The sequence below is a fragment of the Ruminococcus sp. RTP21204st1_B2_RTP21204_210225 genome, assembly GCF_040914135.1.
In the GTDB taxonomy this organism is placed as follows: domain Bacteria; phylum Bacillota; class Clostridia; order Oscillospirales; family Ruminococcaceae; genus Hominimerdicola; species Hominimerdicola aceti.
In genome coordinates, this window is record NZ_JBCPGA010000014.1 from 1 (window position 1) to 12,070 (window position 12,070).

Annotated in this window: 13 protein-coding genes; all 13 read right to left on the reverse strand. The window is 44.9% G+C overall.

Annotation, left to right across the window (positions count from 1 at the left end; genetic code table 11):
• Positions 1 to 97 precede the first annotated feature (97 nt).
• The 13 genes from spoVM to remA are packed head-to-tail and all read right to left on the reverse strand — an operon-like array spanning position 98 to position 12,056.
• Positions 98 to 181, reverse strand: coding sequence for a stage V sporulation protein SpoVM (gene spoVM / locus AB5123_RS06915; protein ID WP_117856231.1), 84 nt, complete (start codon positions 179 to 181; stop codon positions 98 to 100).
• A 43-nt stretch (positions 182 to 224) separates the two neighbouring features.
• Entirely contained in the window at positions 225 to 884 is a 660-nt protein-coding gene (locus tag AB5123_RS06920) for a thiamine diphosphokinase (protein ID WP_278946368.1), read from the reverse strand.
• On the reverse strand, positions 877 to 1,761 hold the full coding sequence (rsgA, locus tag AB5123_RS06925; RefSeq protein WP_278946366.1) for a ribosome small subunit-dependent GTPase A: 885 nt from the start codon (positions 1,759 to 1,761) through the stop codon (positions 877 to 879). Before rsgA ends, AB5123_RS06920 begins: the two co-directional genes overlap by 8 nt.
• Positions 1,762 to 1,764: 3 nt before the next feature.
• Positions 1,765 to 3,885 carry a Stk1 family PASTA domain-containing Ser/Thr kinase gene (gene pknB / locus AB5123_RS06930; RefSeq protein ID WP_256322409.1) on the reverse strand — a complete coding sequence of 707 codons (2,121 nt, stop codon included), beginning with the start codon at positions 3,883 to 3,885 and terminating at the stop codon, positions 1,765 to 1,767.
• Between the two features lie 42 nt (positions 3,886 to 3,927).
• Positions 3,928 to 4,656, reverse strand: coding sequence for a Stp1/IreP family PP2C-type Ser/Thr phosphatase (locus tag AB5123_RS06935; protein WP_022287850.1), 729 nt, complete (start codon positions 4,654 to 4,656; stop codon positions 3,928 to 3,930).
• A gap of 18 nt (positions 4,657 to 4,674) precedes the next feature.
• A complete protein-coding gene (gene rlmN / locus AB5123_RS06940; protein ID WP_278645404.1) occupies positions 4,675 to 5,721 on the reverse strand; it encodes a 23S rRNA (adenine(2503)-C(2))-methyltransferase RlmN in 1,047 nt (348 codons plus the stop codon).
• A gap of 4 nt (positions 5,722 to 5,725) precedes the next feature.
• Positions 5,726 to 7,042 (reverse strand): 16S rRNA (cytosine(967)-C(5))-methyltransferase RsmB, encoded by a 1,317-nt coding sequence (gene rsmB / locus AB5123_RS06945; protein ID WP_337812051.1) that lies wholly within the window; start codon positions 7,040 to 7,042, stop codon positions 5,726 to 5,728.
• Between the two features lie 12 nt (positions 7,043 to 7,054).
• Positions 7,055 to 7,987, reverse strand: a complete 933-nt coding sequence (fmt, locus tag AB5123_RS06950) for a methionyl-tRNA formyltransferase (protein WP_337812050.1) — start codon at positions 7,985 to 7,987, stop codon at positions 7,055 to 7,057.
• The gene (gene def, locus AB5123_RS06955) at positions 7,987 to 8,448 is read right to left on the reverse strand and encodes a peptide deformylase (protein ID WP_022287846.1); all 462 of its coding nucleotides are present in this window, start codon (positions 8,446 to 8,448) and stop codon (positions 7,987 to 7,989) included. Before def ends, fmt begins: the two co-directional genes overlap by 1 nt.
• An 18-nt stretch (positions 8,449 to 8,466) precedes the next feature.
• Positions 8,467 to 10,932: a primosomal protein N' gene (gene priA, locus AB5123_RS06960; RefSeq protein ID WP_337812049.1), complete on the reverse strand. Its 2,466-nt coding sequence runs from the start codon at positions 10,930 to 10,932 to the stop codon at positions 8,467 to 8,469.
• Positions 10,933 to 10,962: 30 nt separating this feature from the next.
• Positions 10,963 to 11,172 carry a DNA-directed RNA polymerase subunit omega gene (gene rpoZ / locus AB5123_RS06965; RefSeq protein ID WP_022287844.1) on the reverse strand — a complete coding sequence of 70 codons (210 nt, stop codon included), beginning with the start codon at positions 11,170 to 11,172 and terminating at the stop codon, positions 10,963 to 10,965.
• Positions 11,162 to 11,806, reverse strand: coding sequence for a guanylate kinase (gene gmk / locus AB5123_RS06970; RefSeq protein ID WP_022287843.1), 645 nt, complete (start codon positions 11,804 to 11,806; stop codon positions 11,162 to 11,164). Before gmk ends, rpoZ begins: the two co-directional genes overlap by 11 nt.
• The gene (gene remA, locus AB5123_RS06975; RefSeq protein WP_022287842.1) at positions 11,799 to 12,056 is read right to left on the reverse strand and encodes an extracellular matrix/biofilm regulator RemA; all 258 of its coding nucleotides are present in this window, start codon (positions 12,054 to 12,056) and stop codon (positions 11,799 to 11,801) included. Before remA ends, gmk begins: the two co-directional genes overlap by 8 nt.
• Positions 12,057 to 12,070: the final 14 nt, after the last annotated feature.

The following is a 12,070-nucleotide window of genomic DNA, read 5'->3' on the forward strand; positions in this document are numbered from 1 at the left end:
TCTTTGACATAAAATAACCCCCTTTAGAGTTACACCATTTTATTATTTCATGTGTCTACTCTAAGGGGATTATATCACACGAGTACCGCCAGTTATCCTATTCTTCTTCCTTTTTGATCTTGAAAATAAGCCTCATTAAACCCGATATGACCTTTGGACTTTTTACAACTACAACTTTCATAAGTATTACCTCCCGAATAGTTATAGTTTATATTATTCAAAAATCAAAAATCGGTTACCATTTTTGACTGTACTGACAGCAGATAGCCACTTTTGAATGATATCTCAGCGTATTTTCTATCCTGCCCATCAAAGCCTTTCACCACGTTTGATATGCCGAGTGGAAAAGCATTGGTCAGCAGACAGTCCTCTACCTCATATTTCGCACCCTTTATGGTCAGACCCTCTACCTTATCGGTATATGCCACCAGTGAGAGCGAAAAGCCCTCACGGTCATATATCCTGTAACTGCCTGCACGATAAAGACGAATTATCTCTCTGTCAGCGGCTATCATTCCCTCACCGCCACAAGATAAAATATATCCAAGAGATTGGATATTCCCAAGTAAGTGGTCTACTCGTCCGCCTGTTGCACCGAATATGAGAAAATCATCACAACCCGACTCAAAGCCCTGCTTTATGGCAAGCATAAGGTCGGTATCGTCCTTTTCTGAGGGGAAGATCTCGATATTATCAAAAACAGGTTTTTCAGCGGAATCAAAGTCGCCCATAATAATGTCCGACTTTACGCCCACTGCCTGTGCAAGCTTATAGCCCTTGTCAGCGGATATCACAAGAGAATCGTCGATAAAAGACTTATATTCTGCCACACACTGAGCCGACACCGCTTCACCGCCTGAAAAGATAGTGCATTTCTTAGTCATTTTTATATTCCCACTCCTTAAGCTGCTTTGCCTGCTCGTACATTTCCACATAACTTTCATGCCTTGACTTTGCGATCTCGCCATTTTTTACCGCCTCTATGACCGCACAGCCCTTTTCCTTTGTGTGGCTGCAATCAGGAAATCTGCACTTGCCCTCGTATTTCTGAAACTCAGGAAAACAGCCTGAAAGCTTGTCCTTGAAAATAATATCATATCTGTTGGTATCAAACGACGAAAAGCCAGGGGTATCGGCAATATACCCACCGCCCTCCAGCTTGTAAAGCTCTACATGGCGTGTGGTGTGCTTTCCTCTGCCAAGCTTTTTGCTTATCTCGTTGGTGGCAAGCCCCAATGCAGGGAACATATTATTGAGCAGTGACGATTTGCCAACGCCAGTGTTTCCTGTAAATGCCGACAGCTTGCCCTCCAGAACTGCCTTAACAGCTTCACTGCCCTCACCAGTGGTATTGTCTACCTGAAAGGTCTTTATCCCTGCACCCTTGTATATGTCCACAAGCTCGTCACAGCTTTCCTTGTCTATCTTTGTAAAGACTACCACAGGCTCTATTTTTTTGAAAACAGCTATTGCAATAAACTTATCAAGCAACAGCAGATTAGGTCTTGGTTCGCAGGTAGACGAAACGAATACAAGCATATCAAGATTTGCAAGAGGCGGTCTTATAAGCAATGAGCGTCTTTCCTCTATCTTCTCGATAACTCCGCTTCCGTCGTCCTCCAATGAAAATTCAACTCTGTCGCCGCCTACAGGAGAAATGTTCTTTCTTCTGAATACTCCTCTTGCCTTACATTCATAAATGCCGTCGGAGGCTTCTACATAGTAGATGCCTCCGATAGCTTTAACGATTATTCCATTCATGAACTACTGACCCTGCTCGTCTGGCTCCTGAGGCTCCGGTGCAGGTGCTTCAGTAGTGGTAGTTGTAGTAGTTGTTGTGGTCGTAGTTGTAGTAGTTGTGGTCGTTGTCGGAGTAATGTCGATCAGACCGCTTTCATTCAGGCTTCCGCTAAGAGTAGCTGTCTGCTTATCATAATCTATGTCATATACTGCATAACGGCACTTCTGCTGATTTTCGTCATTTGTGATGAAGATAGTCAGAGTTTCTGTCTTCTTGCCCTTTACAGTTACATTTACAGAACCGCCTGCAACAGATTCTCCACTACCGATCTTCTGTGTATATGCAACGTTGCCGTTATTGTAGATGTCTATAGAATATGAGCCGTGGATACCACTTGGGAGTGGCAGTGAGAATGTTACCTCAACAGGTGAAGTTTCTCCGGTCGAAACGTAAATAGTAACAGTTGTATCACGCTCAACGTATGTGCCTTCATCTGTATCCTGCTCGATGACCTTGCCCTTATCGCCCTCATGCTCGATCTCCTTGACCTCAGCCTTGAGCTTGTTCTCCTTGAGCATTGCAACTGCCTTTTCTTCTGTAAGACCTACAACGCTTGGTACTTTGACTCTTGTTTCAACAGGACCCTTACTTACAAACAAAGCAACAGTCGCACCTACGGCATACTGCTCGCCTGCTGCCGGCTGTGTTTTCACAACAAGACCTGAAGCTATATCCTCAGACCATATATCTCTCTTAACGACCATAAATCCTGCAGCCTTAAGCTCGCTTTCAGCCACAGTGCCGTCTTTCTTCACCATGTCAGGGATAGTTGCCATTTTTTTGCCCTTACTTACAGTAAGTGTAACCGTGAAGCCTTCCTTAACAGACTTTCCTGCTGCCTGACCCTGGAATGTGATTATTCCCTCGTCATACTGGTCATTATACTCTTCGGTGATATCAAATTTAAGCTTATCCTTATAATCCTGCTCAACCTGAACGATATTCTTGCCCACAAAGTTTGGCAGTGTAACTGTGCCTGTGTGCATACCGTTTGAACCGCTGAATGACTTGAATACAACTCCTACGATAACGAACGCTGCAATGATAACTACTGCAACTGTCACAGCAAGGAGTATAGGAACAACGTAAGAACGCTTCTTTTCTTCCTCTTCTTCCTCGTCATCGTTTTCTTCGTCATCGTCCTCATATTCTTCATCGTCGTCATAGTTCTCACTATGCTCATCGTCAAAATATTTGTTATTGTCATCAGCCACAGGGATAGGAACAGGGCTGTTCTTATATCCGAAAACAACAGATGGATTGAGCTTGAATGTGTCTATATCCTTTATCATCTCTGCTGCTGACTGATAACGTCTTGCAGGATCTCTCTCCATAGCGTGCATAACTATTTCTTCAAGAGCCTCTGGGATAGAAGGCATGATCTCTCTTGGCGGAACCGGATCCTCCTGCATATGCTTGAGAGCGATAGCCACAGGATTTTCACCGTCAAAAGGCTTTCTGCCTGTGAGCATCTCATAGAGCATAACGCCTACAGAGTATATGTCAGATCTTTCATCTGTCATATCGCCCCTTGCCTGCTCAGGTGAGATATAGTGAACAGAACCGATAGTCTTGTCAGAAAGTGTCTTTCCGTCGATCCTTGAAAATCTTGCTATACCAAAATCCATGACCTTGATAGTTCCGTCAGGGAAAAGCATTATGTTCTGCGGTTTGATATCTCTGTGAACGATACCCTTGTCATGAGCGTGCTGCAAAGCACGGAGTATCTGAGTTACAAAGTGCAAAGCGTCTTTCCACCTAAGCACGCCCTGCTGCTCGATAAACTCTTTAAGGGTGATGCCGTCGATATACTCCATAACGATAAACTGTATCTCGTCAGAAAATCCCACGTCATATATCTTTACGATATTAGGGTGAGAAAGTACAGCTATAGCCTTGCTCTCGTTTCTGAAGCGTCTTAGAAATTCCTCGTTCTGTGAAAACTCAGGCTTAAGTATCTTTACCGCAACAGTACGGTTTTCCATAACGTCAACTGCCTTATAAACGTCAGCCATTCCGCCCACGCCGATAAGTTCGGTTATCTCATATCTGCCGTCTAGCTTTTTGCCGATATTAGAATCCATGTAATTCAACTCCTATATTATTCATGTTTTATTGTCATTCCATTAATTTGCTATTACCGCAGCAGTAATATTATCTTTACCGCCGCATTCATTTGCGAAAGCAATAAGCTGTTTTATAGCCTCGTCAAGATTATTGCCAAACACAGTTTCATATATCATATTGTCTGTGCAATAATTGGTCAGACCGTCAGAGCAAAGCAGCACCGCAAAATTATCATTTTCTTCAAGCTCGAAATAATCGACCTCAACATCTGATTCAACGCCCACAGCCTTTGTGATAACGTTTCTCATATGATGATTTTTCGCTTCTTCTTTGGTTATCTGACCCGACCTATAAAGCATTTCCACATAAGTATGGTCAGTGGTTATCTGAGCTATACCGTCCTTGGTAAGAAGATATCCACGGCTGTCGCCCACGCTCACCATATAGACGGTCTTATCCACCACCAATGCCGCAACGCAGGTAGTACCCATACCGTTTTTGTCAATATCCTCCTTGCTCTTGCCATACACGATCGTATTCGCATAATGCACTGAAGTGAGCATAAGATTTCTTATGGAATTTGGTTTCATATCTTTTCTGAAATTTTCCTTGATACGTTTTACTACTGCGTCAATGGCAAGCTGACTGGCAACTCCGCCTGATGACGCTCCGCCCATACCGTCACAGACCACCGCAACGGCAACATTGTCAGCAAGAAATTCAGCATGCACTCTGTCCTGATTTTCACTGCGTTTTTTTCCGATGTCTGTATCAGACGCTATAAACAAGCGATTCACCACCTTTTATCAGATCTCATATTCTCGTCTTAGCTGACCGCAGGCAGCGTCTATATCCGCACCCAAGGTCCGCCTCACAGTAGCGTTTATCCCAAGCTTCTCCAGATATCCTCTGAATCTGTTGGCTGACTTTCTGTCAGAATGATAATTACGCTCCTTTATCTTATTAACAGGGATTATATTCACATGACAGACAAATCCGCCCAGAAGCTCCGCAAGCTCCCTTGCGTCCTCCATAGAATCGTTATGCCCGTCTATCAAAGCATATTCAAAAGAAATTCTCCTGCCTGTTACCTTAAAATAGTATCGGCAGGCGGCAAGAAGCTCGTTGATATCATACCTGTCATTAACGGGCATTATCTCGCTCCTGCTCTTATTATTGGAAGCGTGCAAAGAGATAGACAATGTTATGCCCAGCTTTTTCTCTGCAAGCTCATATATCCTCGGCACAATGCCGCAGGTAGATACTGAAACGTGCCTTAGCGACATATTAAAGCCCTTTGGACAGGACAGCACTTCAAGAAAATTCACCACATTATCAAAGTTATCCATAGGCTCGCCTATTCCCATAAGCACCACGCCTGATATCTTTCTTCCGCTGTCACGCTCAGAAGCGTATATCTGTCCCAGAATCTCCGAGGACGTAAGGTTACGTTTGAACCCTGCAATAGTTGACGCACAAAAGCGACAGCCCATTTTGCAGCCCACCTGAGTTGACACGCAAATGGTGTTTCCGTAGTTGTATTCCATTATTACGGATTCCACATGATTTCCGTCCTCAAGCTCATATAGATATTTTACAGTATTATCGGTATGAGATTCAAGCTTTTTTGACACAAATAGTGATTTTAAACAAAATTTTTCATTGAGCAGATTCCTTAATTGTACAGATAGATTAGTCATTTCATCAAAACTTGACACTCGCTTTACATGAAGCCAGTCAAATATCTGCCCTGCACGGAACTTCTTTTCTCCAAGCTTTAGTATCTCGGCTTCCAGCTCGTCAGGCAGAAGCCCCAATATATCTATTTTTCCATTATCATCAAATGCTACCAAAAGATCACCTCAGCCTGATAAACTTAGCAATAAAAAATCCGTCTGAATTATATTTTGCAGGTGTGATAGACATTCTGCAAAGACCGCTGTCGCTACCGAAAGCCTCGCCTAGCGGTGCAGGCTCAAAGTCAGGGTGTTCAGCCAAAAATCTATCTGCCACCTCATCATTTTCCGCCCTTGACAGCGTGCAGGTGGAATACACCAGTGTTCCGCCGACTTTTACATACTCCGCTGACGTTTTCAGTATATCATACTGTATTTCAGGAAGTCTGTCGAAATCTGAGGGTTCTTTATACTTTATCTCAGGTTTTCTTCTTATTACGCCAAGTCCGGAACAAGGTGCGTCGCAAAGCACTTTGTCAGCCTTTGGCATTTTCTCGTCATAGACCTTTGCGTTGTTGACACCTGCGCTTATGCAGTCAAGTCCAAGCCTTTTGGCACCGCTTTCAATAAGCCCTGCACGATTTTTATGCAGATCAAAAGCAAGCACTCTGCCATTATTGTTCATACGCTCGGCAATGGTAAAGGTCTTTCCACCAGGTGCGGCACAAAGGTCAAGAACTGTATCGTTCTCCTTAGGATCAAGAGCCGCACAGCAAAGCTGGCTCGAAAGATCCTGAACGTGTATCCTGCCCTCTTTGTAAGCCTTAGTATGCTCCACCGCCCCTGCACCGCATATCCTTATGCAATCAGGCAGGACGGACAGCCTTTCAAAGGTAATGCCCTCCTCAGCGAGCATATCCAGTGTGCTTTCAAGAGAATGAAAGACCGTGTTCACTCTTGCGGTGACAGGTGCCTGTCCCACAGAGGTTTTCAGCATTTCAAGGCAGATGTCCTTGCCGTATTCCCTTGTCCACTTCTCCGTCAGCCATACAGGTGCGGAGTATTCTATAGAAAGCTCCTCCGTGGCATTTCTGCCCTTTGGAAGCTTTTTGTCGTTTCTTATAAACTCCCTTAGCATTGCGTTCACAAAGCCGCTTGCCGCAGGATTTCTGTTTTTCTTTGCAAGCTTCACAGACTCGTCCACAGCCGCATTGTCAGGAACGGAGTCCATATATAAAAGCTGATAAATACCCATTCTCAGTATAACTCTGACCTCAGTACCAAGCTTATTCTTAGGGTTGCGTGAATATTCCCGAATAATGTTATCAAGAGTAATCTGTCTTTCCAAAACGCCGTAGAAAAGAGCTGCGGCGAATTTCTTGTCCTGAGGTGAAAGGTCTGACCTTTCAAGGCCCTCGTCAAGAAGTATATTTGAATATGAGCCGCTGTTTTCAAGCCTTGTAAGCAGCCTTAAAACCGTTTTTCTGGCGTTTCCCATAGTTCCTCCGAATTATCCCAGCACAGTGCCGTTCTCGATATGTCTGCCTCTAAGAAAATCAGCGGTATCCATTCTCTTTGAGCCCTCAGCCTGCACCTGAGTAAATCTTATCACTCCGTCTGAGCAGGCAACAGAAAAGTCGCTGTTATCCACCACAGTGCCCACAGGCTTTCCGCAAGGCTTTGTGGAAGCTATCTCAGATCTATATACTTTTAGCCTTTTGCCCTCAAGCACTGTAGTAGCGCATGGCCAATCAGACAGACCGCATATCTGCTTGTGTATCTTTCTCACTGGCTTTGTGAAATCTATAGGGCAAAGCTCCTTTGAGAGCATTGGTGCATAAGTCGCAAGGCTCTCGTCCTGCTTAACAGGGGTTATCTCGCCCTTATCGAGCTTTTCAAGGGTATCAACAAGCACCTCTGCACCCATTTCAGCAAGTCTGTCAAAAAGCTCAGCGGCTGTTTCGTTCTCGCCAATAGGAGTAGCCTTTTCCACAAGGATATCTCCCGTATCCATGCCCTCGCCCATAAGCATCGTTGTAATTCCAGTTTCAGCTTCATCATTAAGCACAGCCCACTGTATCGGACCTGCTCCACGATATTTAGGAAGCAGCGAGCCATGGACGTTCACACAGCCAAGCCTTGGTATATCAAGCACCGACTTAGGGAGCATTTTACCATAAGCCGCCACCACGATACAATCAGGGGCAAGGTCATTGATAATTTTAACATACTCCTCGCCGTCTTTTTTAAGGCTTTGCGGCTGATAAACAGGAGTGTCATGCTCCTGCGCAAGCACCTTTACAGGGGGCGGAGTAAGCTTATAGCCTCTGCCCTTTGGCTTATCAGGCTGAGTGAAAACAGCCTGCACCTCATATCCGCTGTCATAAAGCTTTTTCAGCGTTGGTACGGCAAAATCAGGCGTACCCATGAAGATTATTTTCATTAGTCCTCGACCTCTACAAATTCTTCAACTATCTCAGTAAACAGATGACCCTCAAGGTGTGCAAGCTCATGGCAAACGCACTGTGCAAACAGTTCTGATACTTCCATTTCGTACCACTTGCCGTGTCTGTCCTGCGCCTTGAACTTAACTCTCATAGGTCTTGTAACATAGCCCCACTCGTTCGGGCATGAAAGACAGCCCTCCAGAACTCTCTGCTTTTCCTCGCTCTGCCATGTTATCTCAGGGTTGATAAGCTCGTAAACCTTATCGTCGATTATTATAACGACCACTCTTCTCAGCTTTGCCACCTGTGGACCTGCAAGACCAACGCCGTTGGCGTTTTTCAGGGTTTCTGTCATATCGTCAAGAAGCTGACCAAGCTTGTCGTCAAATTCTGTAACAGGCTTGCAGACCTTGTGAAGTATCTCGTCGCTCTTATTAAGTATTTTTCTGAGTGCCATTTATTTAACTATCCTTTCTTAAAGCCCGATATCGCCGTTTATGTCGGCATAGATACGAACTGTCTGATAATCTTTATTTTTATAGAACTCGCCCAGAACGTGCTTTATCATCTCACGAAAATCCGCAGTATTGCGTGTTTTCAGGATAAGTCTGTATCTGTAGCGATTATTTATCATTTCAAATGTGCATGGTGCAGGGCCTAGCGCTCTGAGGGGAAAATTCACCTTGTGCTGTGAGATATACTCTTTTATAAGCTGAGTCACCCAGCGTGAAGCGCCTATTACCTTGCTTTCAAGGGGTGCTGAAAAACCTATGACGCATATATCGCAAAAAGGCGGATATGTCAGCGACTTTCTCAGTGCTATCTCCTCTTTATAAAACTCATCATAATTTTGCTCTGCCGCAAGGTTCAGCACATAATGGTCAGGCACAAAGGTCTGAATGTATGCGACCCCTGATTTATCTCCTCTGCCGCTTCTTCCTGCCACCTGAGTGAGCAGTGAGAATGTTCTCTCATAGCTGCGAAAATCCCCTGTGAACAGTGCCTTGTCAAGGGATATGACACCCACCATTGTGACGTTAGGGAAATTAAGTCCCTTTGCTATCATTTGAGTGCCGAGCATTATATCATACTCGCCTTTCTCAAACGCCTTGAAATTCTCCTCATAGGAATATCTCGAAGAAGTGGTGTCAGCATCCATTCGCAGAAGTCTTGCCTGCGGAAAAAGCCTTTCAAGCTCGTCCTCCACACGCTGAGTTCCCACACCGCTTGATTTGAGCCGCTGTGAGCCGCACTGTGGACAGCGCTCTATATTATCCATGGTATATCCGCAGTAGTGGCACATATACCGATCATTTTTCTTGTGATAGGTCAGGGGTATATTGCAATTAGGGCAAGCCACAGGCTGTCGGCAGTCCATGCAAGTGATATATGTTGTATAGCCACGTCTGTTCAGAAGCAGGATAGCCTGCTCTTTTTTCGCAAGCACTTCTGTGAGCTTATCACACATAACACGGCTGAGCAAGCTGTCATTGCCCTCTGCCGCTTCCTCCTGCATATCGACTATCTCGACTGCCGGCAGGGGCGACTTTGAATATCTGTTTTTAAGCTCAAACAAGTGATATCTGCCCTTTTGAGCGTAATAAAAGCTCTCCAGCGACGGCGTTGCAGAAGCCATCAACAGCACGCAGTTATTATATCCGCACCGCTGTATGGCAACATCTCGTGCATGGTATCTAGGCGTTGAGTCCGACTTATATGACGGCTCGCCCTCTTCGTCCATGATGATTATTCCAACGTTGGTGACAGGAGCAAATATTGCACTTCTTGTGCCGATAACTATTCTTGCTTCCCCACGCATTACACGTTTGAACTCGTCAGTACGCTGTCCCAATGACAGCGAAGAGTGCATAACGGCTATCTTATCACCGAAAAGTGACTTGAATTTGCCGAGCATTTGTGGTGTAAGGGATATTTCAGGCACGAGCATGACCGCTGTTTTACCCATATCCATAACGCTTTTTATAAGCTTTATGAACACAGAGGTCTTGCCGCTTCCCGTAACGCCGTAAAGCAACGCACCTGCGGGCTTTTCGGCTTTTATAAGCCCCATTATGCCCTCATATGCCGCTGATTGTTCGTCATTTAATATGATATCGTCAGGGTCCTGCCTTTCGCCAAGCTCGCCTATGGCGTCACGCATGACCTCATATTTATACTGCACGATAACTTTCTTGTCAGCAAGCCTTTTTAATATGCTTGAAGTGCAGTTGGTCATATAGCAGACCTCTTTCACAGAGGCACAGCCACCCTCCTCAAGAAGCTTCACCACAAGGGTCTGCTTCGGGGTAAGAGTGGTCTGTATCTCCCCTGACACATACTCGTCAGAAAGCCTTACCATGCTGACATTCTCATCACCGACTTTTCTTTTCAAAGCGTCGCTGATCTCAACATAGCCCTTATCCACAAGAGAATCCACAGTTTTCTTCTTTCGTGCGTCATTATGCACGTCAAGAAAGCTGTCTATCTCCCTCTGACTTTTTGCACATCGGAGAAAGTCCACCACATTTTTCTCATCTTCATTTAAAGTATCCTCGTCAATGTAGGTATTGACAAGGCTGTAATGCTGTGAAAAAGTGTAGGAAAAGCCTGTAGGCACAACGGATTTGTAAGCGTCATAATAGGTGCAGAAAGTGTTTTCTTTCAGCCACATTATTATCCTCATCATTTCCTCAGTAACAAGGCTTTCCCCGTCCACCACTGAAATAATAGGCTTCAGCTTATCGTTATACTCGGCTTCCGTATACGTTCTCGCAACAAACCCTACGGCTTTGCGGTTTCCTCTGCCAAAAGGCACAAGCACACGCACTCCGCTTTTCACTTTCTGAGCCAGCTCCTCCGGCACACTATAGCTATACAGTGCGTCAAAGCTGTATGATGCACGGCTTATTGCAACCTTTGCCACGATAAAAACTCCACGCACAGCCGTACACCTCCCCATAAAAAGCCTCGATTATTTTCTGAGGCTTGGATCCTCGATTATTTTGTATTCGCCATTATAAAGCTCGTCAACTGCTGTCTTTACTGGCTTTTCATCAAGCACCAGCTTGTTGTCAAAAGCATCGCTCGTGATCTCTCTTGCTCTCTTTGCAACTGCAATAACTAGAGAATAATAGCTTTCATTGTTCTTCAAAATCTGGCTTACGGCCGGTCTAAGCATCATAATTAAGCACCTCGTCAATTAATTTCTTTGTATCATCATTTTCTGATCTGAATTTATCCGCCTTGCCGTCCTCGGCTTTCACGGAGTTCATAACTGCAACAAAATCTTCCACAGCGTCCTCTAGTCCGTCGTTCATTATCACATAATCATAACCGCCGGCTTTGCCGATCTCACCGGCAGCCTGACTTACACGGTCAGCAATAACATCATCAGACTCAGTTCCACGCTTTCTAAGCCGTCTGTCTATCTCCTTAACAGATGGTGGAAGTATAAACATCAGCACAGCTTCAGGAAAGGCTTTCTTCACCTGAAACGCACCGTTAGTTTCAATTTCAAGTATAACATCTCTGCCCTGCTCAAGATTAGCGAGAACAGGCTTCTTTGGCGTTCCGTAATAATGACCAACATAGCCTGCGTGTTCAAGAAATTCACCGCTGTCTATCATTTTCTTAAAGCTGTCATCGCTTATAAAATGATAATGAACGCCGTCCTTTTCGCCCTCTCTGGGCTTTCTTGTAGTGCAGGATATAGAATAGAACACATCTCTGTTTTTAAAGACCTCTGCAAGTATAGTTCCCTTGCCACAGCCTGAGGGAGCTGATATAACAAACAGCTTTGCATTGTTCTTATACATTGTCATCGTCCTCCTCGTCAACAGCGGCACGTCCGCCTACAGTTTCAGGTGCAACTGCCGACAGCACCACATGGTCGCTGTCCATAATAAGCACCGCTCTTGTTCTTCTGCCGTAGGTGGCGTCTATAAGAGTACCCTTATCCTTAGCTTCCTGAATGATACGCTTTATAGGCGCAGACTCAGGGGAAACTATGGCAATGACCCTTGCGGAGGACACCATATTTCCAAAACCGATATTAATAAGCTGCATATCTCACACCGCCG

Bases quoted from the DNA above. Each gene is read 5' to 3' on its own strand.
- spoVM (WP_117856231.1), bottom strand. From the start codon at position 181: ATGAAAGTTGTAGTTGTAAAAAGTCCAAAGGTCATATCGGGTTTAATG.
- AB5123_RS06920 (WP_278946368.1), bottom strand. From the start codon at position 884: ATGACTAAGAAATGCACTATCTTTTCAGGCGGTGAAGCGGTGTCGGCT.
- rsgA (WP_278946366.1), bottom strand. From the start codon at position 1,761: ATGAATGGAATAATCGTTAAAGCTATCGGAGGCATCTACTATGTAGAA.
- pknB (WP_256322409.1), bottom strand. From the start codon at position 3,885: ATGGATTCTAATATCGGCAAAAAGCTAGACGGCAGATATGAGATAACC.
- rsmB (WP_337812051.1), bottom strand. From the start codon at position 7,042: ATGGGAAACGCCAGAAAAACGGTTTTAAGGCTGCTTACAAGGCTTGAA.
- fmt (WP_337812050.1), bottom strand. From the start codon at position 7,987: ATGAAAATAATCTTCATGGGTACGCCTGATTTTGCCGTACCAACGCTG.
- def (WP_022287846.1), bottom strand. From the start codon at position 8,448: ATGGCACTCAGAAAAATACTTAATAAGAGCGACGAGATACTTCACAAG.
- rpoZ (WP_022287844.1), bottom strand. From the start codon at position 11,172: ATGATGCTTAGACCGGCCGTAAGCCAGATTTTGAAGAACAATGAAAGC.
- gmk (WP_022287843.1), bottom strand. From the start codon at position 11,806: ATGTATAAGAACAATGCAAAGCTGTTTGTTATATCAGCTCCCTCAGGC.
- remA (WP_022287842.1), bottom strand. From the start codon at position 12,056: ATGCAGCTTATTAATATCGGTTTTGGAAATATGGTGTCCTCCGCAAGG.